Annotated in this window: 19 protein-coding genes; 13 read left to right on the forward strand and 6 right to left on the reverse strand. The window is 73.5% G+C overall.

The features are described from left to right. The first annotated feature begins 73 nt into the window (after positions 1-73). Positions 74-1,303 carry a pyrophosphate--fructose-6-phosphate 1-phosphotransferase gene (locus tag CLV28_RS07695; protein ID WP_100422726.1) on the forward strand — a complete coding sequence of 410 codons (1,230 nt, stop codon included), beginning with the start codon at positions 74-76 and terminating at the stop codon, positions 1,301-1,303. 31 nt (positions 1,304-1,334) lie between these two features. Continuing rightward, positions 1,335-2,687 carry a class II 3-deoxy-7-phosphoheptulonate synthase gene (locus CLV28_RS07700; RefSeq protein WP_100422727.1) on the forward strand — a complete coding sequence of 451 codons (1,353 nt, stop codon included), beginning with the start codon at positions 1,335-1,337 and terminating at the stop codon, positions 2,685-2,687. Between the two features lie 43 nt (positions 2,688-2,730). Here CLV28_RS07700 and pknB read toward each other — a convergent pair whose 3' ends face one another. Beyond that, positions 2,731-4,692 (reverse strand): Stk1 family PASTA domain-containing Ser/Thr kinase, encoded by a 1,962-nt coding sequence (gene pknB / locus CLV28_RS07705; protein WP_100422728.1) that lies wholly within the window; start codon positions 4,690-4,692, stop codon positions 2,731-2,733. A 69-nt stretch (positions 4,693-4,761) separates the two neighbouring features. Here pknB and CLV28_RS07710 point away from each other — a divergent pair, with 69 nt between their 5' ends. Beyond that, the gene (locus CLV28_RS07710; RefSeq protein WP_239073084.1) at positions 4,762-5,169 is read left to right on the forward strand and encodes an Rv2175c family DNA-binding protein; all 408 of its coding nucleotides are present in this window, start codon (positions 4,762-4,764) and stop codon (positions 5,167-5,169) included. 33 nt (positions 5,170-5,202) lie between these two features. Here CLV28_RS07710 and CLV28_RS07715 read toward each other — a convergent pair whose 3' ends face one another. Next, the gene (locus CLV28_RS07715; RefSeq protein ID WP_100423080.1) at positions 5,203-6,351 is read right to left on the reverse strand and encodes a polyprenyl synthetase family protein; all 1,149 of its coding nucleotides are present in this window, start codon (positions 6,349-6,351) and stop codon (positions 5,203-5,205) included. A 36-nt stretch (positions 6,352-6,387) separates the two neighbouring features. Then, positions 6,388-6,954: a hypothetical protein gene (locus CLV28_RS07720; RefSeq protein WP_100422729.1), complete on the reverse strand. Its 567-nt coding sequence runs from the start codon at positions 6,952-6,954 to the stop codon at positions 6,388-6,390. Positions 6,955-7,087: 133 nt separating this feature from the next. Here CLV28_RS07720 and CLV28_RS07725 point away from each other — a divergent pair, with 133 nt between their 5' ends. From CLV28_RS07725 to CLV28_RS07735, 3 genes are all read left to right on the forward strand, one after another. Next, the gene (locus CLV28_RS07725; protein WP_100422730.1) at positions 7,088-8,275 is read left to right on the forward strand and encodes a DUF4192 domain-containing protein; all 1,188 of its coding nucleotides are present in this window, start codon (positions 7,088-7,090) and stop codon (positions 8,273-8,275) included. Between the two features lie 64 nt (positions 8,276-8,339). Next, complete coding sequence (locus tag CLV28_RS07730) at positions 8,340-8,741, forward strand: universal stress protein (protein WP_100422731.1); 402 nt, start codon at positions 8,340-8,342, stop codon at positions 8,739-8,741. A 277-nt stretch (positions 8,742-9,018) separates the two neighbouring features. Then, a complete protein-coding gene (locus tag CLV28_RS07735; RefSeq protein ID WP_100422732.1) occupies positions 9,019-10,668 on the forward strand; it encodes an RNA polymerase sigma factor in 1,650 nt (549 codons plus the stop codon). A gap of 149 nt (positions 10,669-10,817) precedes the next feature. Here the strand turns inward: CLV28_RS07735 and CLV28_RS07740 are convergent, their stop codons facing one another. Beyond that, positions 10,818-11,030, reverse strand: a complete 213-nt coding sequence (locus tag CLV28_RS07740) for a DUF7455 domain-containing protein (protein WP_100422733.1) — start codon at positions 11,028-11,030, stop codon at positions 10,818-10,820. 233 nt (positions 11,031-11,263) lie between these two features. On the opposite strand from CLV28_RS07740, the gene CLV28_RS07745 reads away from it, so the two are divergent. The 7 genes from CLV28_RS07745 (at position 11,264) to CLV28_RS07780 (ending at position 20,970) form a co-directional block, all read left to right on the forward strand. After that, positions 11,264-13,393, forward strand: coding sequence for a DNA gyrase/topoisomerase IV subunit B (locus tag CLV28_RS07745; RefSeq protein WP_100422734.1), 2,130 nt, complete (start codon positions 11,264-11,266; stop codon positions 13,391-13,393). Positions 13,394-13,475: 82 nt separating this feature from the next. Continuing rightward, entirely contained in the window at positions 13,476-14,507 is a 1,032-nt protein-coding gene (locus CLV28_RS07750) for a peptidase (protein ID WP_157802562.1), read from the forward strand. 39 nt (positions 14,508-14,546) lie between these two features. After that, positions 14,547-15,299, forward strand: coding sequence for a hypothetical protein (locus tag CLV28_RS15500; RefSeq protein WP_157802563.1), 753 nt, complete (start codon positions 14,547-14,549; stop codon positions 15,297-15,299). Beyond that, positions 15,296-16,435 (forward strand): energy-coupling factor transporter transmembrane component T family protein, encoded by a 1,140-nt coding sequence (locus CLV28_RS07765; RefSeq protein ID WP_100422738.1) that lies wholly within the window; start codon positions 15,296-15,298, stop codon positions 16,433-16,435. The genes CLV28_RS15500 and CLV28_RS07765 overlap by 4 nt, the downstream gene beginning before the upstream one ends. Further along, complete coding sequence (locus tag CLV28_RS07770) at positions 16,432-18,096, forward strand: ABC transporter ATP-binding protein (protein WP_100422739.1); 1,665 nt, start codon at positions 16,432-16,434, stop codon at positions 18,094-18,096. The genes CLV28_RS07765 and CLV28_RS07770 overlap by 4 nt, the downstream gene beginning before the upstream one ends. Next, a complete protein-coding gene (locus tag CLV28_RS07775; protein ID WP_100422740.1) occupies positions 18,093-18,947 on the forward strand; it encodes an ECF transporter S component in 855 nt (284 codons plus the stop codon). Before CLV28_RS07770 ends, CLV28_RS07775 begins: the two co-directional genes overlap by 4 nt. A gap of 139 nt (positions 18,948-19,086) precedes the next feature. Then, a complete protein-coding gene (locus CLV28_RS07780; protein WP_100422741.1) occupies positions 19,087-20,970 on the forward strand; it encodes an alkyl/aryl-sulfatase in 1,884 nt (627 codons plus the stop codon). A 273-nt stretch (positions 20,971-21,243) separates the two neighbouring features. On the opposite strand, the gene CLV28_RS07785 is transcribed toward CLV28_RS07780, so the two are convergent. Beyond that, a complete protein-coding gene (locus CLV28_RS07785; RefSeq protein WP_170062643.1) occupies positions 21,244-22,146 on the reverse strand; it encodes an SH3 domain-containing protein in 903 nt (300 codons plus the stop codon). A gap of 303 nt (positions 22,147-22,449) precedes the next feature. Further along, the gene (gene metH / locus CLV28_RS07790; protein ID WP_100422743.1) at positions 22,450-26,025 is read right to left on the reverse strand and encodes a methionine synthase; all 3,576 of its coding nucleotides are present in this window, start codon (positions 26,023-26,025) and stop codon (positions 22,450-22,452) included. Positions 26,026-26,113 lie beyond the last annotated feature (88 nt).

A 26,113-nucleotide genomic window follows, 5' to 3' on the forward strand; every position in this document is an offset into this window, starting at 1 on the left:
CCCCCTGCGCGCCCGCGCGCCGGCTCCGCCGGACCAGCGCGGTGCACCCCTTCGACGAGAGGTTCCCCTCACCATGTCTGCACCTCGGCCCGTGCGTCGCGTCGCCCTCCTGACCGCGGGAGGCTTCGCCCCCTGCCTCTCGTCCGCCGTCGGCGGCCTCATCGAGCGCTACACCGAGATCGCGCCCGAGGTCGAGATCATCGCCTACCAGCACGGCTACCACGGCCTGCTCACGGGGAACTCGCTCACGATCGACGCCGAGACGCGCAAGAACGCCGGCGTGCTGCACCGGTTCGGCGGCTCGCCGATCGGCAACTCGCGCGTCAAGCTCACCAACGCGGCCGACTGCGTCAAGCGCGGCCTCGTGGCCGAGGGCCAGGACCCGCTCGAGGTCGCCGCCGAGCGCCTCAAGGCCGACGGCGTCGATGTGCTGCACACCATCGGCGGCGACGACACCAACACGACCGCGGCCGACCTCGCGGCGTACCTCGCGGAGAACGACTACGACCTCACGGTCGTGGGCCTGCCCAAGACGATCGACAACGACGTGGTGCCCATCCGTCAGTCGCTCGGCGCGTGGACCGCGGCCGAGGAGGCCGCGCACTTCGCGGCCAACGTGATCGGCGAGCACCGCTCGGGCCCGCGCATGCTCATCGTGCACGAGGTCATGGGCCGCCACTGCGGCTGGCTCACCGCGGCGTCGGCCGCCAAGTACCGCGAGTGGCTCGACCAGCAGCAGTGGGTCCCGGGCATCGGCCTGACCAAGGAGCGGTGGGACGTGCACGCGGTGTTCGTGCCCGAGCTCGCGCTCGACATCGACGCCGAGGCCGCACGCCTGAAGACGATCATGGACACCCAGGGCAACGTCAACATCTTCCTCTCCGAGGGTGCCGGCATGCACGAGATCGTCGCGCAGCTCGAGGCCGCCGGCGAGACCGTCGAGCGCGACCCGTTCGGGCACGTCAAGCTCGACACGATCAACCCGGGCCAGTGGTTCGCCAAGCAGTTCGCCGAGAAGCTCGGCGCCGAGAAGGTCATGGTCCAGAAGTCCGGCTACTACTCGCGCGCCGCGGCCGCGAACGCCGAGGACCTGCGCCTCATCAAGTCCATGACGGACCTCGCGGTCGAGTGCGCGTTCAAGCGCGAGCCCGGCGTGATCGGCCACGACGAGGAGAACGACGACCGCCTGCGCGCGATCGAGTTCCCGCGCATCGCCGGCGGCAAGGCCTTCGACGTGACGCAGCCGTGGTTCGGCGCGCTGCTCGAGGACCTCGGCCAGCCGCTCGTCGCCGCGCAGCACTGACGCCCTCCGCCTGACGACAGGACCTCACCCCATGCCCACCACCGCCGCACCGGACGTGCTCGAAGGCCTCGAGCACTTCCGGCGCCTGGTCGCCCTGCAGCAGCCCACCTGGCCCGACGCCGCCGCGCTCGCGGACGCCACGACGCACCTCGCGTCGTCGTCCCCGCTCGTGGTCCCGGCCGAGGCCGACCTGCTGCGGGACCGCCTGGCGGCGGCGGGCAGGGGTGAGGCGTTCCTGCTCCAGGGCGGCGACTGCGCCGAGACGTTCGCCGAGGCGAACGCCGACCGGATCCGCAACAAGGTCCGCACGATCCTGCAGATGGCCGTGATCCTCACGCACGGCGCGAGCACGCCCGTGGTCAAGATGGGCCGCATGGCCGGGCAGTACGCCAAGCCGCGCAGCTCGGACACCGAGACGCGCGACGGCGTGACGCTGCCCGCGTACCGCGGCGACATGGTCAACGGGCACGAGTTCACGCCCGCGCACCGCGTGCCCGACCCGCAGCGCCTCGTGCAGGCGTACGACATCTCCGCGGCGACGCTCAACGTGGTGCGCGCGTTCACGCGCGGCGGGTACGCCGACCTGCGCCGCGTGCACGAGTGGAACCAGGGGTTCATGCAGAACCCCGCGTACGCGCGCTACGAGCGCACCGCGACGGAGATCGACCGGGCGATCCGGTTCATGGACGCCTGCGGCGCCGACTTCGACGCGCTGCGGACGGTCGAGTTCTTCGTGAGCCACGAGGCGCTCGTGCTCGAGTACGAGCGCGCCCTGACCCGGGTCGACTCGCGCACGGGAGCGGCGTACGACACCTCGGGCCACTTCGTCTGGATCGGTGAGCGCACGCGGCAGATCGACGGCGCGCACGTCGACTTCCTCTCGCGCGTGGCGAACCCGATCGGCGTCAAGCTCGGTCCGACGACGGCGCCCGCCGACGCGGTCGCGCTCGTCGAGAAGCTCAACCCGGACGCCGTCCCCGGGCGCCTGACCTTCATCACGCGCATGGGTGCGGGCAGGATCCGCGAGGCGCTGCCCCCGCTCGTGGAGGCCGTGACGGCCACGGGCGTGCCCGTCACCTGGATCACCGACGCGATGCACGGCAACACGATCACGTCCACGAGCGGGTACAAGACGCGCCGCTTCGAGGACGTGCTCGACGAGGTGCGCGGGTTCTTCGAGGTGCACCGCGCGCTGGGCACCGTCCCGGGCGGCCTGCACTGCGAGCTCACGGGCGACGACGTGACCGAGGTGCTCGGCGGCAGCGAGGAGATCGACGACGCGGGCCTGGCCCTGCGCTACGAGACCCTCGTCGACCCGCGGCTCAACCACCAGCAGTCGCTCGAGATGGCGTTCCAGGTCGCGGAGATGCTGCGGCGCTCCTGAGCGCTCGCGGCATCCAGCGGGTGCTGGACGGCGCGCGCCGCGGTCAGGTGACCGTGAGCTTGACGGTGCTGCCCTTGGGGATCTCGGCGCCGGGGTCCTGGTCCTGGAACAGGACCCGGTCGAGCGGTCGCGTCCCGAACAGCTCGCTGATCTCGACCGTGAAGCCCGCCTTCTCGAGGGTCGCGGTCGCGTCCTCGACCTTCATGTCGACGACCTTGGGCACCTCGACGAGCGGCGGGCCCTTCGAGACGACGACCGAGACCTCGTCGCCACGGTGCGCCTGCGAGTCGGCCTCGAGGCTCTGGCTCACCACCTCGCCGCTCGGGACCTTCTCGTCGTAGGCCTCGGTCGTGCTCACGTCGAGGCCCGCCCCGGTGAGCTGGTCGACCGCCGCCGACTTCTCGAGTCCGGTGACGGCGGGGACGGTCACGGGGGCGGGCCCGTCGGAGACGGTCAGGACGACGACGGTGTCGTGCCGCTGCTGCGTCCCCTCGGGCACCGAGACGTCGACGACGCTGCCCGTCGGGGCGTCGTCGTCGAACGTGTGCTCGGCCTCGCCGAGCTCGAAGCCGGCGGTCGTGAGCGCGTCGGCGGCGTCCGCCTCGGACTCCCCGACGAGGTCGTCCGGCACGGTGAGCATCTCGACGCCCAGCGAGAGCACGAGGCCGACGCTGCCGTCCTTGCGCACGCGCTCGCCCTCGCCGGGGTCGGTCGCGACGACCGCCCCCGCGGGCACGTCGTCGTCGTGCGCCTCGGAGGTCGTGACGTCGAGACCTGCCGCGCCCACGCGCTCGCTCGCCTCGGCGCGCGTGGCGCCGACGAGGTCGTCGGGGACGCTGGTGTACGCGCCGGGGCCGCGGGTGAACCACCAGACACCACCGCCGCCCGCACCCGCGACGACGAGCAGCACGACGAGCAGCCACACGAGGACCTTGGACGCCCTGCGGCGGCGGGGGCGCGGGACCGACTCGGTCTCGGCCCCGGTGCCGATGAGCTCGAGCGCACGCGTGCCGCCCGCGCGCGCGATCGCCACGGCCCGCGTCTCGTCGTCGAGCGCGCCGAAGACGGTCGTCGGGATCGCGTCGAGGCTCGCGTCGCCCTCGGACGTCGGCCGCGGCGCGGACTCGCGGCGCACGTCGAGGTCCGCGGGGTCGAGGGCCGCGCGGGTCGAACGGACCAGGTGCAGCGCGGCGCCCGCGTCGACGGGGCGGTCCTGCGGGTCGCGCGCCGCGAGGGCGCACACGAGCTCGTCGATCTCGACGGGCAGCGCGGGGACCGCCCCCGAGGGGGTGGGGACGTCGTGGTTGACGTGCTGGAACGCGACCTGGATCGGGGTGTCGCCACCGTGCGGGGGGACCCCGACGAGCATCTCGTACGCCAGGATCCCGACCGAGTAGACGTCGGAGCGGGCGTCGCAGCCCACGGCCCGGATCACCTCGGGCGCCATGTAGGCGACGGTCCCGAGCACGGTGCCCGTGGTCGTCGTGGTCGCCTCCGTCACGGCGCGCGCGAGCCCGAAGTCCGTGACCTTGACACGCCCTGCGGTGTCGACGAGGACGTTCTCGGGCTTGATGTCGCGGTGCACGAGGCCGGCGCGGTGCGCGGCGGCGAGCGCGTCGAGGATCGCCTCGAGCGTGTCGAGCGTCTGCGCGACCGTGAACGTGCCGGTGTGGTGCAGCGTGCGGCGCAGGTTCGCGCCGTCGACGTACTCCATGGTCAGGTAGCTGGTCTCGCCGTCGACGCCCTGGTCGAACACCGCGACGAGGCCGGGGTGCGCGAGCCGTGCCGCGGCGCGCGCCTCGCGCCTGAACCGGGAGGTGAAGTCGACCCCCTCGGTCCCGTCGGCGAGGTGCGCGTGCATGATCTTGAGCGCGACCTCGCGGTCCAGGCGCTGGTCGACGGCCAGGTACACGGTCGCCATGCCGCCCCGCGCGATCCGGGACACGACGCGGTACCGGCCGTCGACGACGCGGCCGACGAGGGGATCCGACGTCACAGTGCTCACGCGTGCATCGTAGAGCGCGAACGGTGTGCCACGGCGAAGCCCCGCCGCGCGGGGCCGTAGGCTGGGGCGGTGAACCTCGACGACCTCGTGACCGACTGGATGACCCTTCCCGAGCTCGCCGAGGCGCTCGGCACCAAGCCCGGCAACGCCCGGAGCGTGGCCGGCGACCGGCGCGTCGTGGGTGCCCGCCGCGGCGAGCGCAACACGTTCCAGGTGCCCGCCCGGTTCGTGGTGACGCGCCACGAGGACTCGGTCGCGCGCGGGCAGGCCCGGGCCGGTGCCGACGAGGACACGCGCAAGGTCGTGCTCTCCACGCTGCCCGGCACGATCGCCGTCCTGAGCGACCTCGGCCTGGACGACGAGGAGATCATCGTCTGGCTCTTCACCGTCGACGACGCCCTCGGCACCACGCCGCTGGACGCGCTGCTCGAGGGGCGCAAGTCCGAGGTGCGGCGGGTCGCGCAGACCCTGGGCTGACGGCCCGGTCGATGCCGGACGGCGCGAGCGGCCTCAGGCCGTGCGGCGCGTCGCCGCGACGGCGAGGTCGTGCAGCGTGCGGGCGGCCGTGGCGTCGAGCCCGGTCACCCCGAGCCCGGCCTCCTCGAGCGCAGCGAGCCCCGTGGCCGTGAGCTCGTCGATGAGCCCCTCGACGGCCGCCGTGGCCCCCGTCGCGTCGACGACGGTGCGCAGGTCGTCGACGTCCGCCTGCGTGAGGTCCGGGTCGCCGACCCGGCCGAGGATCAGTGCGCGGCCGGCACGGTCGGCGTGCTGCAGCGCACGGCACAGCAGCACGGTGCGCTTGCCCTCGCGCAGGTCGTCGCCCGCGGGCTTGCCCGTCACGGCGGGGTCGCCGAACACCCCGAGCAGGTCGTCGCGCAGCTGGAACGCCTCGCCCACGGGCAGGCCGAACGCCGCGGCGCGCGCGATCGCGTCGGGTGCCGCGCCGGCGAGGGCCGCGCCGATCGTCGTCGGGTGCTCGACCGAGTAGCGGGCCGACTTCGCGCGGATCACCGCGCGGGCGCGCTGCTCGGCGGCGGCCGGGTCCTCGCCCCAGGGCACCGACTGCGCGCGCACGTCGAGGAACTGCCCGACGGTGACCTCGGTCTGCATGTGGTCGAACAGCTCGCGCGCGCGAAGGCCGGACGCCGGGTCGACGTCGCGCGCGACGTCCGCGAACTGGCTGTTGCAGGCGATGAGCAGGACGTCGCCGAGCAGGATCGCGGCGCTCGTGCCGAAGTCGTCGGCGTCCCCGAGCCAGCCCTCGGCGCGGTGCGCCGCGGCGAACGCCCGGTGCGCGGACGGTCGACCGCGACGCGTGTCGGAGCGGTCCATGACGTCGTCGTGCACGAGCGCGGCGGCCTGGAACAGCTCGAGCGCGGCGCTGGCACCGATCACCGCCGGCCGGTCCGCGGGGTCGCCCGCGTGCGCGCGCCACGACCAGTAGCAGAAGGCTGCGCGGAGCCGCTTGCCGCCGCGCAGCAGGTGCCCGGCCTCCTCGAGAAGCGGCCCGGTCGCGTCACCCACGTGCGCGAGCTCGTCGGCGAGCCGCCGCACGCGCGACTCGACGCTCGCGTCGACGTCCGCGCGGACGTCCTCGAGGTCGACGAGCGTGCCGGCGCTCGGGGGAGCGGGACGGGTGGACGGGCTGGGCGTGGGCACGCCCACAGCCTAGGCGACCGCGCGCCGCGGCCGCGGTCAGGGCACGACGTCGCCCGAGAGGGACACCAGGCAGCTCCCGTCGGTCTCGATCACGACGAGTGTGACGGCCTCGTCGGTGCGGTCGGCCGAGGAGGGGTTCGTCGTGCGCGTGTACAGGCGCTGCCCGGCCGTCCCCTGTGCGGGTTCGGGGCTCGCCGTGTCGAAGCCCGCACCGTCGAAGGTGTCGTCGTAGAACGCCAGGACGTCGGCCGCCGCCCCGGGGACGGACAGGCTCAGCGAGAACGCGGTGGTCGTGCCGCCGGGCGTCGCGGCGCTCGCGAGCACCGTCGCGTCCGGCGGGGCGGGCACGGTCTCGCCCGGGAAGTCCGGCGCCAGCCCGCCGACCGACGAGGTCGGCCCGAAGGTCGGCAGGTCGACGACGCCGGGCGCCGGGCTCGTGCTCGCGCCCGCACGGTCCTCGGTCGGGGCGTCCTGCGAGCACCCACCGAGCGCGAGCGCGACGAGCGCGGCGACCGTGAGGGCACCGGTGCGAGCGCGGGCGGCCCGTCGCGGCGCGCGGACGTCGCTCGTGGCGCCGCGGGAGGGGGGAGCGGGGGAGATCACCCGGATACGGTAGCGACGTCGCGGGGCTGCGCGGTCGCAGGGCCACCGCCGAGCGGTCGTCCACAGGTCGGCGATGTCCACATCGGGCGCCCGGAGCGGCCCCGAGGGGCGCGTCGCGCCGTTCGATGGGTGCATGACCACGATCCTGCGGGCCGACAGCCCGGCCGAGCTCCTCGCCTACGTCCCCTTCCGGCTCGGGTTCCGCCCGGCCGCGTCCGTCGTCCTGGTCTCGGTGCGCGGCCGGACGGTCGGGCTCGTCGCGCGCGCCGACACCGCCGACGTCCTCGGCCGCACGCCCGCGGTGCGCACGCTCGTCGACGGCCTGCACCGCGACGGTGCGGCCTCCGCGCTCCTGGTCGTCTACGCCGACGCTCCGCTCGGCCACGCCCGAGCTCTCGCGGCCCGCGTGCTGGCGCGCGTGCGCGCCGGCTCCCGCGGGCTCGAGGTCGCCGACGCGTGGGTCGTGACCCCGTCGGTGTACGCGTGCGTCGAGTGTCCCGGGTGCTGCCCCGACGGCGGCAGGCCCGTGCGCGACCTCGAGGCGACCCGGGTCGCGGCCCGGCTGGTCCTCGCGGGCGAGGCGCCGGCGCCCACGCGCGAGGCCGCCTACCGCGTCCCGGCCGCGCGGCCCGAGTCCGTCACGTCGGCGCGCCGCGCCTGCGAACGGTTCCGCGCGCGCGGGGAGCGGGCCGGCGACGTCACGGGTGCTCAGCACCTGGCGTGGCGCGTCGAGGGGTTCGCCGCGTGGCAGCGGGCGCTCGCGGCCGTGGGCGGCGAGGTCGCAGCGCCGGGCGTCGGGTCCGCGCAGGACGCCGCGGCGCGGTCGGCCCCGGCCGTGCCCGCGGTCGTGCTGGGCCGCGTCGCGGGGGCGCTGACGTGCGTCGCCGTCCGCGACGCGGTGCTGCTGACCCTCGTCCCGGGAGGCGGGAGGACGGCGCAGTCGACGGTCCGTGCGGACGACGCGCCGGCGGTCACGCGCGGCACCGCGGACGCGATCGCGGCGATCGTCGACGCGGAGCGCGGGGTGCACCCGGACGCCTCGATCACCGGCCCCGCGCGCGAGGTGCTCGAGGCCGTCCTGGCGCACTCGCGCGGACCGGTGCGGGCGGCACCCGCGACCCTGCTCGGGCTCCTGGCCTGGTGGCACGGGGACGGGGGGCTCGCGCGCGAGCGCCTCGGCACTGCGCTCGACGCCGACCCGTCGTACCGGCTCGCGCGACTGCTCGAGAGCGCGCTCGCAGCGGGGCTCCCGCCCGGCTGGGTCCGGGCGGAGCACCCGGGCGACGGCAGGACCCCCTGGTCGGGTACGGTCGTGGACTGAGGGCTCGCGAGTCGGCGAGCACCGCCCGCGTCGGCAGGACGCACGAGCGCACGACGGAGGACGCATGACGATCGTCGTCGGCCACCTGGCCACCCCCGAGGGGCAGGAGGCGCTCGACGCCTCGATCGCCGAGGCGCGTCGCACCGGCGCACGGCTCGTGGTGGTCGTCAGCCGGCGCAAGGGCACCCTTGAGGGCGCCTCGGCGGGCGACCACGAGGCCGACCTCGCGGCGCTGGGCGCGCGGCTCTCCGACGAGGGGGTCGAGCACGAGGTGCGGGTGATCTCCGACAGCACCGACGTCGCGGAGGACCTCGTCCTGACCGCCGAGGAGTCCGGGGCCGACCTCCTCGTGATCGGTCTGCGCCGCCGCAGCCCCGTCGGCAAGCTCATCCTCGGCTCGAACGCGCAGCGGATCCTGCTCGAGGCGCCGTGCCCGGTGCTCGCGGTCAAGCCCGACCGGCGCTGACGTCCGGGAGGCGGCCGACGCCCCGGGCGCGGGAATTGTCACGGCCCGTGCCGTGTTGTGCCCTGCGAGCACCGTGCCCGATGCCGCCGTCGACGTGACGACGGCCACGCCGGACGCCCCGTGCAGCGTGGTCTGCGCCTGGTTGCCCGGTACAATAGAGGGAGAACACCGGCCCGAAGCGCCTCGCCGACGACGACGGCCCACCCACCGCGTCGTGGTCGTGCGCCCCGGTCCCGGTCGTCCCCGCCCCCTCCGACTGATTGCCGAAAGGTCATTCGTGGCGTCCACCTCGCAGATCCCCGCGCTGCCGCGCGAGTTCGAGAACCCTGCCCTCCAAGACCTCCTGCGTCGAGGCTCAGCGACCGGACGCGTCGACGCGGAGTCGTTCCGCTCGGCGTGCGAGGCGGCCGGCGTCGGTGACGCCAAGCGGCTGAAGGCGGTGTTCCGCGCGCTCGCCGGTGCGGGTGTCGAGGTCGACTTGCCCACGGCCGCGGTCGCGGCGAACACGACCCCGACGGCGCGCACGCGCACGACCGCCAAGGCGCGCACCGCCGAGGCGTCGGGCACCGAGGCAGAGAAGGCCGCGCCCGCCGCACGGTCGACCGCGAAGGCCGGCACGTCGACCAAGACGGCCGCCGCGAAGGCTGCTCCGAAGACCGCGGCGAAGGCCGCGACGACCAAGGCGGCCGCGACCAAGGCGGCGAAGGCCGCACCCGCGGACGCGCCCGACGAGCCGGACGTCGAGCTCGACGACGCGTTCGAGGACGACCTCGGCGACGCGTCGTCCGACGCCCCCGCGAAGAAGACGACGCGCAAGGCGCCCGTGAAGAAGGCCGCCGCACCGCGCAAGGCCGCCGCGAAGGCCCCCCGCGTGCCCGAGCCCGACGGGGTCGTGGAGGAGGACGTCCCGGAGCCGACCGTCAAGGTCGAGGCCTCCGAGGGCGACGAGAACCGCGGTTTCGTGGTCTCCGACGCCGACGAGGACGACGCTCCGGTCCAGCAGGTCGTCACGGCGGGCGCCACGGCCGATCCGGTCAAGGACTACCTCAAGCAGATCGGCAAGGTCGCGCTGCTGAACGCCGAGCAGGAGGTGGACCTCGCCAAGCGCATCGAGGCGGGTCTGTTCGCGGAGGAGCGTCTGGCGTCGGGCGACGAGTTCGACCGTCGCACCGAGCGTGACCTCAAGTGGATCGCGCACGACGGTCGCCGCGCCAAGAACCACCTGCTCGAGGCCAACCTGCGGCTCGTCGTCTCGCTCGCCAAGCGCTACACGGGGCGCGGCATGCTGTTCCTGGACTTGATCCAGGAGGGCAATCTCGGCCTGATCCGTGCGGTCGAGAAGTTCGACTACACCAAGGGCTACAAGTTCTCGACATACGCGACGTGGTGGATCCGCCAGGCCATCACCCGCGCGATGGCCGACCAGGCGCGCACGATCCGCATCCCGGTGCACATGGTCGAGGTCATCAACAAGCTCGCCCGCGTCCAGCGGCAGATGCTCCAGGACCTGGGCCGCGAGCCCACGCCCGAGGAACTCGCCAAGGAGCTCGACATGACGCCCGAGAAGGTCGTCGAGGTCCAGAAGTACGGCCGCGAGCCCATCTCGCTGCACACGCCGCTCGGCGAGGACGGCGACAGCGAGTTCGGCGACCTCATCGAGGACTCCGAGGCCGTCGTCCCGGCGGACGCCGTGAGCTTCACGCTCCTGCAGGAGCAGCTGCACCAGGTGCTCGACACGCTCTCCGAGCGTGAGGCGGGCGTCGTGTCCATGCGGTTCGGCCTGCAGGACGGTCAGCCCAAGACGCTCGACGAGATCGGCAAGGTCTACGGCGTCACGCGCGAGCGGATCCGTCAGATCGAGTCCAAGACGATGTCGAAGCTGCGTCACCCGAGCCGCTCGCAGGTGCTGCGCGACTACCTCGACTGATCCTGGTCGTCTGTTTGGTCCCGACCGGTCGCGCCGCGCGCGCGACCGGCCGGGACGCGAAGAACCCCGCCCGATCGACGATCGGGCGGGGTTCTGTCGTTGGTGCGTGCTGTCGTTCGTGCGGCGTCGTCCTGCGACGCGCGCGGGTCTCAGCGGGCCGAGGCGCTCCCGTGCTCGGCGAGGAGCTTGTCGGTCTCGTCCTGGACGAGGGTCGCGAGCTCGGTGTAGGCGCCGGCGTGGGCGCGGCCGTGGTGCCCGCAGAAGAGCAGCTCTCCGTGCTCGAGCACGACGCGGACGTACGCCTGGGCACCGCACCGGTCACAGCGGTCGGCGGCGGTCAGCGGTTCCGGTTCAGTCGTCATAGCAGTCACAGGACCATGTAACCACCTCGCGGGGCCCGTGGGACCCCGGTTCGCTCCGCGCGTAGCCGTGCGGAGGTTCGGTGCGCGGCACGTCCCGCGGCCGTGGTCCGTGCGCGGTCCCGGCGCAGGTGTCGGACGTCGCCCCCACGCCCGGTCGTCGCCGTGCGGCGGGTCCGGGGCCGGCCGGAGGGGCGGGTTCGAGTTGTCGCACGCCTCGTCTACGCTGGGGCACCGTGACGACGACCGCGCCCGACTCCAGCTACACCGCCCGCCACCTCTCCGTCCTGGAGGGTCTCGAGGCGGTCCGCAAGCGTCCGGGCATGTACATCGGGTCGACCGACTCGCGCGGCCTCATGCACTGCCTGTGGGAGATCATCGACAACTCGGTCGACGAGGCGCTCGCGGGCAACTGCGACGACATTCGCGTGGTGCTGCACGCCGACACGTCGGTCACGGTCGAGGACAACGGCCGAGGCATCCCGGTCGACGTCGAGCCGAAGACGGGCCTGACGGGTGTCGAGGTCGTGTTCACCAAGCTGCACGCGGGCGGCAAGTTCGGCGGCGGCTCCTACACCGCGTCGGGCGGTCTGCACGGCGTGGGTGCGTCGGTCGTCAACGCGCTGTCGTCACGCCTCGACGTCGAGGTGGACCGCGCGAGCAAGGTCCACCGCATGACCTTCCACCGGGGCGAGCCCGGCCGGTTCGCGGACCCGGCGTCCGGGCCCGACCCGGACGCGGTCTTCACGCCGTTCGTCGACCGCTCCGAGCTCGAGATCGTGGGCAAGGCCAAGCGTGGCGTCACGGGCACGCGCGTGCGCTACTGGGCGGATCGTCAGATCTTCCCCAAGAACGCCGTGTTCTCGTACGACGAGCTGGTCACGCGCGCCCGTCAGACGACCTTCCTGGTGCCGGGCCTGCGCATCACGCTGCGCGACGAGCGTGGCGTCCCCGGGACGCCGGGAGAGGCGGGCCCGGTCGAGGAGTCCTTCCAGCACACGGGCGGCACGGTCGACTTCGCGGACTTCCTGGCACCCGACACCGCGGTCACCGCGACGTGGCATCTGACGGGCTCGGGGACGTTCACGGAGACCGTGCCCGTGCTCGACGAGCGCGGGCACATGAGCCCGCAGCCGGTCGAGCGCGAGTGCGAGGTCGACGTGGCGATGCGCTGGGGCTCGGGCTACGGCACCGAGGTGCGCTCGTTCGTCAACATCATCTCGACGCCCAAGGGCGGGTCGCACCTCGCCGGCTTCGAGGCGGGCCTGCTCAAGGTCGTGCGCAAGGCCGTCGAGACGAACGCGCGCCGGCTCAAGGTCTCGACCAAGGACACCTCGCAGCGCATCGAGAAGGACGACGCGCTCGCGGGCCTGACGGCCGTCGTGACCGTGCGTCTCGCCGAGCCGCAGTTCGAGGGGCAGACCAAGGAGGTGCTCGGCACCGCGCCCGTGCGCGCGATCGTGGCGCGCGTCATCGAGTCCGAGCTCACGGCACGGTTCAACGCGACCACGCGCGACGGCAAGACGCAGGCCGCGCTGCTGCTCGACAAGATCGTCGCGGAGATGAACGCGCGGATCAGCGCGCGCAAGCAGAAGGAGATCTCGCGGCGCAAGAACGCGCTCGAGTCGTCGTCGCTGCCCGCCAAGCTCGCGGACTGCCGCAGCACCGACGTCGGGCGCAGCGAGCTGTTCATCGTCGAGGGGGACAGCGCCCTCGGTACCGCGAAGCTCGCCCGGAGCTCCGACTTCCAGGCGCTGCTGCCGATCCGCGGCAAGATCCTCAACGTCCAGAAGGCCTCGCTGAGCGACATGCTCAAGAACGCCGAGTGCGCCGCGATCATCCAGGTGATCGGGGCCGGGTCGGGCCGTTCGTTCGACCTCGACGCGGCGCGCTACGGCAAGATCGTGCTGATGACGGATGCGGACGTCGACGGCGCGCACATCCGCACCCTGCTGCTCACGCTGTTCTTCCGCTACATGCGGCCCATGGTCGACGCGGGCCGCGTGTACGCCGCGGTGCCGCCGCTGCACCGGATCGAGGTCGTCGGCTCGGGTCGCAAGAAGGGCGAGTACATCTACACGTACTCCGAGGCGGAGCTCGCCTCGACCCTCAAGAAGCTCGACCGTGCGGGGCGTCGCTACAAGGACGACATCCAGCGCTACAAGGGACTGGGCGAGATGGACGCCGACCAGCTCGCGGAGACGACGATGGACCCGCGCCACCGCACCCTGCGCCGCGTGACGGCACAGCACGCCGAGGCGGCCGAGCGCGTGTTCGAGCTGCTCATGGGCAGCGACGTCGCGCCGCGCAAGCAGTTCATCGTCGAGGGTGCGCAGGGGCTCGACCGGGCGCGCATCGACGCCTGAGCCCGCGCGGGGCGGTCGAGCGTGACGAACGTCCCTGAGACGATCGCGTCCACCATGCGGTCGCCCTCGTAGGATGGCCCGCGTGACCCACACTGCATCGAAGACCTTCGTCGCGCGCGCCCTCGCGGGCGCCACCACCCTCGCCCTCGTCGGCACGCTCGCCGCGTGCTCCGACGACGACGGCGGCGCGAGCACCGCGACCGCGTCGACCACCGCGACCGCCACGAGCGGCTCCGCGTTCACCGAGCAGGCCGCCGCGGCCGCGACGTGGGCCGCCGGAAAGCTCGGCGACTCGGGGCTGCTCGAGACCGAGTTCGACGGGGTCGCGTACCCGGACCAGGGTCTGACGGCCGACCTCGTCCTCGCGCTCGTCGCCGTCGGTGACCCGCAGGCCGCCGACGTCGCGGCGACGCTCGCCGACCCGGCGACCGTCGCGGCCTACGTGGGCGACGGCACCACGCAGTACGCCGGCTCGACGGCCAAGCTCGCCGCGACGCTCGCCGCGGCCGACGTCGACCCGACCGACCTCGGTGGCCGTGACCTGCTCGCCGAGCTCGCCGCCACGCAGCAGGACTCGGGCCGGTTCTCCGACCAGGGCGGTGACGACTACTCGCAGACCATCTCGCAGTCGTGGGGCGTGCTCGCGCAGGCCGTCGCGGGCGACGGCGCGGACGCGGGCGCGGTGGACTACCTGATCGCGCAGCAGTGCGACGACGGCGGGTTCTCCGCGACCCTCGAGGCGGCCGAGTGCGTCTCCGACGTCGACGCGACGGGCTTCGCGGTCTCCGCGCTGGTCGCGGCCGACGCCGACGCGGACGCCGTGAGCGCCGCGACCGACTGGCTCGGGACTGTCGCCGAGACCGACGCGGACGGCGCGTTCTGGCAGACCGGTGACCCGGCGGCCGCGAGCGTCAACAGCACCGGGGTCGTCGCGGCCGCGCTGCAGGACGCGGGCGTCGACGCGGCCGACGCCCAGGGCTGGGTCGCGGCGCAGGCCGTGACCGAGGGCGCCGACGCCGGAGCCCTGACGCTCGCCGGCACCGCCGACGTGCGCAGCACGACGCAGGGCGCCCTCGCTCTGGCAGGTACGGGGCTCGCCGGTCTGTTTGACTGACCAGCGACGCCGCACCGCGGCCGGGACGAGGGGATGAGCATGCGCGCACGCGGAGGCCCCGCACGCGGCATCGCGTGCGCTGCGGCCCTGGGCGCCACGGCGGTGTCGCTCGTCGCTGCCCCGGCGCACGCGACGGGGAGCGACGTCGCGGACGACGCGTGCCGCGGCGTCGCCGTCGTCGTCGACCTGGGGGTGCTCCCGGGCGCGGACGGCGCGGACGGCGCGGACGACGCCACCGTCGCGTGCGACCCCGGCGACGGTCACCGCTCGGGGCTCGACGTGCTGGACGGTGCCGGGATCGACGTCGAGGGAACGGCGCGCTGGGGCCCGTCGTTCGTGTGCCGGGTCGACGGTCGCCCCACCGCGGACGAGGTGATCGACCTGCCCGACGGTGACACGCTGGTCGAGGCGTGCGCCGACACCCCGAGCACGCAGGCCTACTGGACGCTCTGGGTCGCGCGTGCGGGCGAGGACTGGACCTACGCCACGACCGGCGTCGCCGACCTCACCCTGTACCCGGGGGACGCCCTCGGGCTGAGGTTCGGCACGTCGTCCGCGGACGGCAGCGCCCCCGCGTCGGACGTCGCGCCCCGGGTGGCCCCGGAGGCGGCCTTCGCCTCGGCGGCGTCGGGCGCGGGCACCGACAACGGCGCTGACGACACCGGGTCCGGTGACGTCGACGGCGTCGACCAGGGTGCCCTCGTGGTCCCGGTGCCCGTGGTCGTGGGGGTCGTGCTCGTCCTCGGGCTGGTCGCCGCGAGCGTCGTCGTGGCCCGACGCAGGCGCCCGTGACGGCGGTGGGCTCGGCGGCGCCCGTGCTCCCCGCACGCCCGCGGCGCCGTGCGGGCGGGGGTCCGCGCGTGCACCCGGTCGCGTGGTGGGTGTGGGCGCTGCTCGTGTGCGTCACCGCGACCCTCGTGCTCGACGTGACGGTGCTGCTCGTGCTGGGCGCGGCCGTCGTGCTCGTGTCCGTCGCGTGCCGCGCGCCGGGAGCGCGCACCATCGTGCCGTACCTGCTGCTCGCGGCGTCGATCCTGCTCGTGCGCACGCTCGTGCGCGTGATCCTGCCCTCCGCGCCGAGCGGCACCGTGCTGGTCGACCTGCCCGAGTGGACGATCGGCTCGGTCACGCTCTTCGGCCCCGTGACCACGGGTGCCCTCGCGAGCGGGCTCGCCGTCGGGATCCAGCTCGCGGTCCTCGTCGTGACGGTCGGCGCGGCGACGACGCTCGCCGACCCCGTCGAGCTGCTCCGGTACGCGCCGCGCGCGTTCACGGGGGTCGCGACCGCGCTCGTCGTCGCGGTCGGGGTCTTCGGGCGCCTCGCCGGCGTCGCCGCCGCGGTCCGGGACGCACGGCGTCTGCGCGGCGGGGGAGGGCTGCGCGCCGTGGTCGTACCGGTGCTCGCACGCACCCTCGAGGACTCCCTCGCGCTCGGCGACGCGCTCGAGGTGCGCGGGTACGGCTCCGTGCGTCCGGGCCCGACGGCCGCGACGCCCGCCCGCCGGCTCGCTCAAGGAGCGCTGACCCTCGGTGCGGTCGCGTGCGTGGGCCTCGCCGCCTTCGCGCTGTTCGACGCGAGCGCCCCCGGCTGGGCGGTCGCGGCGTTCCTCGGCGCGGCGGTCGTGTCCGGGGCGGTCGCTGCCCGTGTGCTGCCCGTCGCCGCGCGCACCGTCCACCGCCCGGCACCGTGGACGCTGCGCTCGAGCGTCGTCGTCGGCACGGGCGTGCTCGCGGCCGGCGTCGTGCTCGCGAGCGCCCCCGTGACGCAACCGACCTGGCTCGCGCTCGGCGCGGCGCTCGTGCCGCTCGGCGCACTGAGCGTCGGGATGCCGCCCGCACCGCGCACGTCCGGCACGGCGGACCCACGAACGGTGCGCGCACGAGCGGCGCGCGGGGAACCATCGGCACGGACGGAGGGCGCGGCATGAACGGACCGGACCGAGGGCTCGGCGCGGTGTCGCTCGAGGGCGTGAGCGTCGAGTACGTCGAGGGCGTCCCGGTGCTGCGCGACGTCGACCTCGACCTCGCCGACGGCACGTTCGCGCTCGTCGTCGGGCGCACGGGAGCCGGCAAGTCGACACTGCTGCGCACGCTCGACGGACTCGTCCCGCGCGCCTCGGGCGGGGTGCTGCGCGGCGCGGTGCGCGTCGGCGGCGTCGACGTCGCCACGACCCCGACGCGGGACCTCGCGCCCGTGGTCGGGTACGTCGCGCAGAACCCCGCCCGGACGTTCGTCACGCGCACCGTCGAGGCCGAGCTCGCGTTCGGGCTCGAGCACCAGGGCATGGACGCGCCGACCATGCGCCGCCGGGTCGAGGAGACCCTCGACCTGCTCGGGCTCGACGCGGTGCGCGACCGTGCGCTTGAGACGCTCTCGAGCGGCCAGCAGCAGCGCGTCGCCATCGGGACGGTCGTCGCGTCCGGGCCCCGCGTGCTCGTGCTCGACGAGCCGACGTCGGCCCTCGACCCCGTCGGCGCCGAGGAGGTGCTCGGCACGCTGCACCGCCTGGTCCACGACCTCGGCCTCACGGTCGTCGTGGCCGAGCACCGCGTCGAGCGCATCGCCTCGCTCGTCGACGTCGTGGTGCACGTGCGCGACGACGGACGGGTACGGGCCCTGCCGCCCGCGGGCCTGCGCGGGACGCCGTTCGCGCCACCCGTCGTCCGGCTCGCGGACCGGCTCGGCTGGGACGACGCACCGCTGTCGGTCCGCGACGCACGGCGGGCGCTCGCCGCGGCGGAGGCCGACGCCGTGCCGGTGCCCGTGACGCCCGCGCCAGCGACACCGACGCCCGTGACGCCCACGCCAGCGACACCGACGCCCGCGACGGCCGGGTCGCCGGCCGTGCTGCGCGCCCGGCGCCTTACCGTGCGCTACGGCGCGTTCGTCGCGCTCGACGCCGTCGACCTCGACCTGCACGCGGGCGAGGTGACCGTGCTCATGGGACGCAACGGCTCGGGCAAGTCGACCCTCCTGTGGTCGTTGCAGGGCGCACGACGCCGCGAGCGCGGGACGGTCGACGTCGCCGGGCAGGACCCGGCCGCGCTCAAGCCCCGCGCGGCTCGCGGCGTCGTCGGCCTCGTCCCGCAGGACGTCGACCTGCTCCTGCCGCGCGAGAGCGTCGGGGCCGAGCTCGCGGCGTCCGACCGTGACGTCGGTGCGCCCGACGGGAGCGCACCGACCGGGGAGATCCTCGACCGGCTCGCCCCCGGCGTCGACCGCGACACGCACCCGCGCGACCTGTCCGAGGGGCAGCGACTCGCGCTCGGTCTCGCCGTGCAGCTCGCCCCGGCGCCCCCCGTGCTGCTGCTCGACGAGCCGACCCGCGGCCTCGACGCGCCCGCCAAGGCCGAGCTCGTCGACCTGCTGCGTGACCTCGCTCGCGACGGCCGCGCGGTCGCGGTCGCGACGCACGACGTCGAGCTCGCCGCGACCCTCGCAGACCGGGTCGTGGTGCTCGCGCACGGCGAGGTCGTCGTCGACGGGCCCGCGCGCGACGTCCTGACGTCGAACCCTGCGTTCGCGCCGCAGGTCAGCCGTGTGCGACCCGACTGGCTGCGGCTCGACGACGTCCCGGGCGCGCCGTGACCTCGGCCCGCACCGCGGTGCTCGTGCGCCGCGTCGTGCTTCTCCTGACCAGCGTCGTCGGCCTGGGCGTGCTCGCGTGGCCGCTCGCCGCCGAGGTCGCTCCCCGCCCCACGGGACAGGACGCCCCCTGGCTCGTCGTCGTGCTCGCGACGGCGCTCGTCGTGCTCGTCCTGTCCACGTTCGACGCCGCCGGGATGGACGCGCGGACCGTCGCCGTGCTGGGCATGCTCGCCGCGCTCGGCAGCGTGCTGCGCCTCGTCGGCGCCGGGACCGGGGGCGTCGAGCTCGTGTTCTTCCTGCTCGTGCTCGCCGGCTACGTCTACGGGCCGACGTTCGGGTTCGCGCTCGGTGCGCTCACCCTGCTCGCCTCCGCGCTGCTGACCGCGGGTGTCGGCCCCTGGCTGCCGTTCCAGGCGCTCGCCGCGGCCTGGGTGGGCGGCGGCGCAGGGCTGCTCGGGCGGGTGCTGGGCGCGCCGGGGGCCGGACGGCGGGGTCGTGTCCGGGCCGGCGGCGGGGGAGCGCTGCCCGCCACGAGGGCGCGCCGTGCGCCGACCGTCGCGGCGCTCGCGGTCTACACCGCGCTCGCCTGCTACGCGTTCGGCGCGCTCATGAACCTGTGGTTCTGGCCGTTCGCGCTCGGGGAGGGCACGGCGATCTCGTACGTGCCGGGGGCGGGGGTGGCCGAGAACCTGCGCCGCTTCACCGCGTTCACGCTCGCGACCTCGACGCTCACGTGGGACACGGTGCGGGCGGTCGTCAACGCCGGCGCGGTCGTCGTCCTCGGGCCGGCCGTGATCGCCGTGCTCGCCCGGGCGAACCGGCACGGGACGTTCGCGCCGACGACGGCCTGAGCCGTCGCGGGCCACGGGACCGGGACCGGGACCGGGACACGGTGCGCGCCCGTGGCGCCGCACCCCTAGGCTGCGGGTGCAGGGTGTCCCCGGGGCCGGTCGGTCCCGCACCGCCCACCGTCCACCAGGGAAAGGCATCATGACCGAGCTCTCGAAGGACCCCATCGACCCGATCCTCGCCCAGCACCGCGACGTCCTTGCCTCGCTGCCGTTCGACGACGTCGCCGACTTCGACGACGCGCGGCGCGGCCTGCTCGGCTCGGCGGCCTCGGCCGTGGTGCGCGACGCCGACGGGCGGGTCGTGTGGGACAACGACTCCTACGCGTTCCTCGAGGGCGACGCCCCGCCGACGGTCAACCCGAGCCTGTGGCGCCAGTCGACGCTCACCGCGATGCAGGGCGTCTACGAGGTCGTGCCGGACCTCGTCTACCAGGTGCGCGGGTTCGACGCGTCCAACCTCACGTTCATCGAGGGCGACACGGGCGTCATCGCGGTGGACCCGCTGGTCTCGGCGGAGACGGCCGCGGCCGCGCTCGCGCTCTACCGCGAGCACCGCGGCGAGCGTCCGGTCACGGGCGTGATCTACACGCACTGCCACGCCGACCACTACGGCGGCGTGCGCGGCGTGACGACCCAGGAGGACGTCGACGCCGGCCGGTGCCCCGTGATCGCGCCCGAGGGGCTCGTGCGGCACCTCGCGAGCGAGTGGGTCTACGCGGGCGGCGCCATGGCGCGGCGGATCGCCTACATGTACGGCACAGTGCTCGACCGCGGCCCGCGCGGGCAGGTCGGCGTCGGCCTCGGGCAGACGAACTCGACCGGGTCGATCACGCTCATCACGCCCACCGTCGACGTCACCGCGACGGGTCAGGAGCACACGGTCGACGGCGTGCGGATGGTGTTCCAGCTCGCGCCCGGCACCGAGGCGCCCGCCGAGATGCACTTCTACCTGCCCGAGCACCGCGCGCTGTGTGTCGCCGAGAACGCGACCCACACGCAGCACAACCTGCTGACGCTGCGCGGCGCCGAGGTGCGCGACGCGCACGCGTGGGCGCACTACCTGCAGGAGATGATCGACCTGTTCGGCGGCGACGCCGAGGTGATCTTCTCGCCGCACCACTGGCCCACCTGGGGCAACGAGCGCATCGTCGAGTTCCTCTCGCTGCAGCGCGACCTGTACGCGTACCTGCACGACCAGACGCTGCGTCTGCTCAACAAGGGCTACGTCGGCTCCGAGATCGCGGAGATGATCACGCTGCCGCCGGCGCTCGAGAACGCCTGGCACGCGCGCGGCTACTACGGCTCGGTCAGCCACAACGTCAAGGCCATCTACCAGCGCTACATGGGCTGGTACGACGGCAACCCGGCGCACCTGTGGCAGCACACGCCCGAGAACCAGGCCACGCGCTACGTCGAGTACATGGGCGGCGTCCCGGCGGTGCTCGAGCGCGCGCGGCGCTCGTTCGAGGAGGGCGACCTGCGCTGGGTCGCCGAGGTCGTGGGCCACTGCGTGTTCGCCGAGCCCGACAACGCGGAGGCCAAGGCACTCCTGGCCGACACGTTCGAGCAGCTCGGCTACGGTGCCGAGAACGGCACCTGGCGCAACGTCTACCTCGCGGGTGCGCACGAGCTGCGGCACGGGAACTTCGGGACGCCCGTGTCGAGCCGCTCGGCCGACACGTTCGCCCAGCTCACGCCGCCGCAGGTCTTCGACGCGATCGCGGTCCAGATCGACGGCCCCGGCGCGTGGGACGACTCCCTCACGATCGACGTCGCGCTGCCCGACGACGGCGTGACCTACCGCCTCAGCCTGAACAACGGCGTCCTGACGCACACCGCGTCGCCGGGCGCCGGAGCCGCGGACCTCACCATCACGGTGCCCGCGAGCCGGCTCTTCGCGGCGCTGACCGCGGCCGACCCCGCGGACGCGGGCGCCCGGGTCGAGGGCGACGTCGGCGTGCTCGCGCGGCTGCGCGGGTACATCGACGCGCCCGACCCGGACTTCGAGATCGTGCTGCCGTAGGGCGGAACGGCGGCGCCGAGGGACAGACGGCACGGCGCCCGGACCTTGCGAAGGTCTGGGCGCCGGCGACCGCGGCACGGTTGGAACGAATGCTGCGCCTCGAGTGCGCGAGATGACACATGCGACTGCGGTCCCAGAAGTGGTACTCACCGCCACCTAAACCGCGGCGACACTCCGCAATTCAGTCACGTCCGAGGCCAGCCGGACCGAGACTGGCACGTCTCAGTAGCGTCGATGCCTCGGCCCGGCGCGCGGAAGGCAAGGGCGCGATGCCTACCAGCCAAAGTTCGAAGAGCCATCTCGCCCCGTCACCCAGTGATAGATGATCGTGTTCGAGGGTGTGACTCCAAGGTCGAAGCCGCTTCCCGGGTAGGGAGTCGACGTGCAGGCCCGAAAGCGAACGTCCTGCTCGGTCCCGGGCGCCACGTAGGCGTCGACCTGCACTGGCGCGGGAGCCTGGGCAGTAACCTGCGTGCTTGCGTCGGAGTATCCATTGACGTATTCCGCCTCGACCGAAGTGAAGGTAAAGCCCGCGATCGCTGTATTCGACTGGTTCACAACCCGGACGTGCCAGTTGGAGCATTCTCCGTCCGCGAATCCTTGTCCGTAGTTTCCGCCTCCTTCCGGGCCGTAGATTCGTACGCTTCCGATCGGTTCCGTAGCCGCTGTTGACGAGAGCTGATCTGCGATTGTCGATCCGCAGAGCTGCCCGATCTGAGGGACCTCAGGACCAGAGAGCAGACTCCCAGCGATCCATCCTTCGAGGTCGCCTGCCTTGACGGGGTACCAGCCCGACTGCGGGTCGCCGGTCAGTTCTACACTCGTGTTGGCCGCGAGCCTGGTCACCACCTTTGCGCTGCATGACGGCGCCACACGGACATTCGCTTGCTCGCTGGTCTCTACTGCCGAGGTCGCGTCTCCGCATAGCTGCGCGATTTCAGGTATCCCGGGGCCGTCGAGCACGCTTCCCGCCACCCACCCCTCAAGTCCCGAGATCTCTACTGGGTACCAGCCAGATCTTGGATCACCTGCAATCTGAACAGGTGCGCCCGCTTCAAGTTTGACGAGGGCAGTGGCGTCGCACTCTGGCGCCTCACGGACGTTCGCCAAAGCGCTTGTGACGGCGATTGGCGGCACAGTAACGGAAGGGCTGGGGGCGTCTGAGGGTGATGGCATTGTCGGATGGTCCAGAGCGCTAGGTGCCCTTGGGGGATGGCTGGCGTCGGAGACAGCTACCGGACCTTCGCAGCCTGAGGTGAGCAAGCCGAGGAGAAGCATAGCCACGACGCCCGGGCGCAGGTACGTCTTGATCGCGACCAACTGAGTTCCTCTCCGAAGCGCGACATGCGCTAACCAAGGCTAAGCGCGCAGGCGGTCAGAATTGACGCGTGCGCGGGTGAAGATCCAGGGTTCAGCGATCGTCGTGGAGATCCCTCCGATGACCATGTACTCCCATTGCGTTTCCGACCTTGGTTCCTCTCAGACGCTGAAGTACTTCGCCTCCGGGTGGTGGAGCACGAACGCGTCGGTCGACTGCTCGGGGTGCAGCTGCAGCTCCTCGCTCAGCACCACGCCCACGCGCTCGGGCCTGAGCAGCTCGACGACCTTGCGGCGGTCCTCCATGTCGGGGCACGCGGGGTAGCCGAGCGACATGCGCGCCCCGCGGTACTGGAGCTTGAAGTACCCCTCGACGGTCCCGGGCTCCTCGCCGGCGAACCCGAGCTCCTCACGCACGCGGGCGTGCCAGAACTCGGCGAGCGACTCGGTGAGCTGCACCGACAGGCCGTGCAGCTCCATGTAGTCGCGGTACTGGTTCGCGGCGAACATCGTGGCCGTGTGCGCGTCGACGGCGTCGCCCATGGTCACCAGCTGCACGGGAAGCACGTCGTAGCGGCCGGTGGCCTCGACCCACTCCTTGGGCTTGATGAAGTCGGCGAGGCACAGGTGCCGGTCGCGGCGCTGGCGCGGGAACGTGAACCGCAGCCGCTCGGTGCCGGGCTCGCCGCCCGACCCGCCGTCGGGCGCCGTGCCTCCCGCCAGGCCCGGACCGTGGTGGGCCACGACCACGTCGTCGCCCTCGGACCACGCGGGGAAGTACCCGTAGATCACCGACGGGTCCATCATGCCCTCGGCCGCGATGCGGCTGAGCCACTCGCGCAGGCGCGGGCGGCCCTCGGTCTCGACGAGCTCCTCGTACGACCTGCCGTCCTCGCCGCGGCCCGGCTTGAGGCCCCACTGGCCCATGAACGTCGCCCGCTCGTCGAGCAGCGCCGAGTACTCGGCGAGCGCGATGCCCTTGACGATGCGCGTGCCCCAGAACGGCGGGGTCGGGACCTCGTTGTCGGTCGCGACGTCGGAGCGCGCGGGCAGGTCCTCGAGCGGCGTCTCGGTCACGGTCACCGCGGCGTGGCGGCGCTTCTTGAGCGGGGGCAGCCCGACGGCGTCCGGCGCCTCGCCGCGTGCGACGCGCACGAGCGGCTCCATGAGACGCAGACCCTCGAACGCGTCCTTCGCGTACCGGACCTGCCCGTCGTACACCGCGTCGAGGTCGTCCTCGACGTACGTGCGGGTCAGGGCCGCGCCGCCGAGCAGCACCGGGTACCGGCCGGCGAGGCCGCGGGCGTTGAGCTCCTCGAGGTTCTCCTTCATGACGACCGTCGACTTCACGAGCAGGCCCGACATGCCGATCACGTCGGCGTCGTGCTGCTCCGCGGCCTCGATGAACGCCGAGACGGGCTGCTTGATGCCGATGTTGACGACGTCGTAGCCGTTGTTGGTCAGGATGATGTCGACGAGGTTCTTGCCGATGTCATGCACGTCGCCGCGCACCGTGCCGAGCACGATCGTGCCCTTGCCCGCAGCCCCGGACTTCTCCATGTGCGGCTCGAGCAGCGCGACCGCGGCCTTCATGACCTCGGCCGACTGCAGCACGAACGGCAGCTGCATCTCGCCCTTGCCGAACAGCTCGCCGACGACCTTCATGCCCTCGAGCAGGTGGTCGTTGACGATCGCGAGCGCGCTCGTGCCGCCTGCGCGCGCCTCGTCGAGGTCGGCCTCGAGGCCCTTGCCCTCGCCGTCGATGATGCGGCGCGCGAGGCGCTCGCCCACGGGCAGCGCGGCCATCTCGGCGGCGCGCTGGTCCTTGAGCGCGGCGGAGTCGACGCCCGAGAAGAGGTCGAGCAGGTGCGAGAGCGGGTCGTGCGTGAGGTTCCCCGCGTCGTCGTACACGCGCTTGTCCCACACGAGGTCGAGCGCGGCCTGGCGCTGCTCGTCGGGGATCTTGTTCAGCGGCAGGATCTTCGCGGCGTGCACGATCGCGGAGTCGAGGCCCGCCTGGACGCACTCGTGCAGGAACACCGAGTTGAGGACCGTGCGCGCGGCCGGGTTGAGACCGAACGACACGTTCGACACGCCCAGCGTCGTGTGCACCCCGGGGTACTTGGCGACGAGCGCGCGGATCGCCTCGATGGTCTCGATGCCGTCGCGGCGCGTCTCCTCCTGCCCCGTGGCGATGGGGAACGTGAGGGTGTCGACGATGATGTCGTCGAGCCGCATGCCCCAGTCGTCCACGAGCGTGTCGATCAGGCGCGAGGCGATCGCGACCTTCGTCTCGGTCGTGCGGGCCTGCCCCTCCTCGTCGATCGTCAGGGCGATCACCGCGGCGCCGTGCTCCTTGACGATCGGCATGATCCGCTGGAACCGGGACGTCGGAGTGTTGCCGTCCTCGAAGTTGACCGAGTTGACGACGGCGCGGCCGCCGACCAGCTCGAGCCCGGCCTGGATCACGGCGGGCTCGGTCGAGTCGATCACGAGCGGCAGCGTCGACGCGCTCGCGAACCGCGAGACGATCGCGCGCACGTCCTCGACGCCGTCGCGGCCCACGTAGTCGATGCACACGTCGAGCAGGTGCGCGCCCTCGCGGGTCTGGGTGCGCGCGATCTGCACGCACTCGTCCCACTCGCCGGCCAGCATGGCCTCGCGGAACGCCTTGGAGCCGTTGGCGTTGGTGCGCTCGCCGATCGCGAGGAACGACGAGTCCTGCGAGAAGTCGACGTGCGAGTAGAGGCTCGCGACGCCGTTCTCGCGCTCGGGCGTGCGAGGCGCGACGGGCTGCCCGCCCACGGCCTCCACGACCTGGCGCAGGTGCTCGGGCGTCGTGCCGCAGCACCCGCCCACGAGGCCCAGGCCGAACTCGCGCGCGAACTGGGCGTGCGCGGCGGCGAGCTCGGCGGGGGTGAGGGGGTACGAGGCGCCGTCCTTGCCGAGCACCGGGAGGCCCGCGTTCGGCATGCACGTCACGGGCATCGTGGCGTGCTTGGACAGGTGGCGCAGGTGCTCGGACATCTCGGCGGGGCCGGTCGCGCAGTTGAGCCCGATCGCGTCGACGTCGAGCGACTGCAGCGTCGTGAGCGCCGCCCCGATCTCGGAGCCCATGAGCATGGTGCCGGTCGTCTCGACCGTGACCTGCACGAACACGGGAACGCTCATGCCGAGCTCGACCATCGCCGCGCGCGAGCCGTTGACGGCCGCCTTGGTCTGCAGCAGGTCCTGGCTCGTCTCGACGAGGATCGCGTCGGCGCCGCCGCGCACGAGGCCGACGGCCTGGAGCGCGAACGTGTCCTTGAGGTGCTGGTAGGTCGTGTGCCCGAGGCTCGGCAGCTTGGTGCCGGGGCCCATCGAGCCGAGCACCCAGCGCGGCTTGTCGGGCGTCGACCAGTGGTCGGCCCGCTCGCGCGCGATGCGTGCGCCCGCCTCGGCGAGCTCGGTGATGCGGTCGTCGATCTCGTAGTCCGACAGGTTCGACCAGTTCGCCCCGAACGTGTTCGTCTCGACGCAGTCCGAGCCGACCTCGAAGTAGGCGTCGTGGACCGCGGCGATCGCGTCGGGCCGGGTCACGTTGAGGATCTCGTTGCAGCCCTCGAGGCCCTGGAAGTCCTCGAGCGTGAGGTCCTGCGCCTGGAGCATCGTGCCCATCGCGCCGTCGGCGACGACGACGCGGGTGCGGACCGCCTCGAGCAGGGCGGCGGAACGGGGGGTCAGCGCGGGGGAGGGCATGCCACGATTCTAGGCGGGCGCGCGCCGGCTCACGCCGTGCCGTCCACGGCGGCGCGAGGCCGGGCACGCGTCGTCCGCCCGGCGCCGG

Origin of the sequence: Sediminihabitans luteus (assembly GCF_002797595.1) — a bacterium.
Taxonomy (GTDB): Bacteria; Actinomycetota; Actinomycetes; order Actinomycetales; family Cellulomonadaceae; genus Paraoerskovia; species Paraoerskovia lutea.

Excerpts from the sequence above, each read along its gene's own strand:
- CLV28_RS07695 (WP_100422726.1), top strand. The coding sequence starts at position 74 with ATGTCTGCACCTCGGCCCGTGCGTCGCGTCGCCCTCCTGACCGCGGGA.
- CLV28_RS07700 (WP_100422727.1), top strand. The coding sequence starts at position 1,335 with ATGCCCACCACCGCCGCACCGGACGTGCTCGAAGGCCTCGAGCACTTC.
- CLV28_RS07725 (WP_100422730.1), top strand. The coding sequence starts at position 7,088 with ATGACCACGATCCTGCGGGCCGACAGCCCGGCCGAGCTCCTCGCCTAC.
- CLV28_RS07730 (WP_100422731.1), top strand. The coding sequence starts at position 8,340 with ATGACGATCGTCGTCGGCCACCTGGCCACCCCCGAGGGGCAGGAGGCG.
- CLV28_RS07740 (WP_100422733.1), bottom strand. The coding sequence starts at position 11,030 with ATGACGACTGAACCGGAACCGCTGACCGCCGCCGACCGCTGTGACCGG.
- CLV28_RS15500 (WP_157802563.1), top strand. The coding sequence starts at position 14,547 with ATGCGCGCACGCGGAGGCCCCGCACGCGGCATCGCGTGCGCTGCGGCC.
- CLV28_RS07770 (WP_100422739.1), top strand. The coding sequence starts at position 16,432 with ATGAACGGACCGGACCGAGGGCTCGGCGCGGTGTCGCTCGAGGGCGTG.
- CLV28_RS07780 (WP_100422741.1), top strand. The coding sequence starts at position 19,087 with ATGACCGAGCTCTCGAAGGACCCCATCGACCCGATCCTCGCCCAGCAC.
- CLV28_RS07785 (WP_170062643.1), bottom strand. The coding sequence starts at position 22,146 with ATGCCATCACCCTCAGACGCCCCCAGCCCTTCCGTTACTGTGCCGCCA.
- metH (WP_100422743.1), bottom strand. The coding sequence starts at position 26,025 with ATGCCCTCCCCCGCGCTGACCCCCCGTTCCGCCGCCCTGCTCGAGGCG.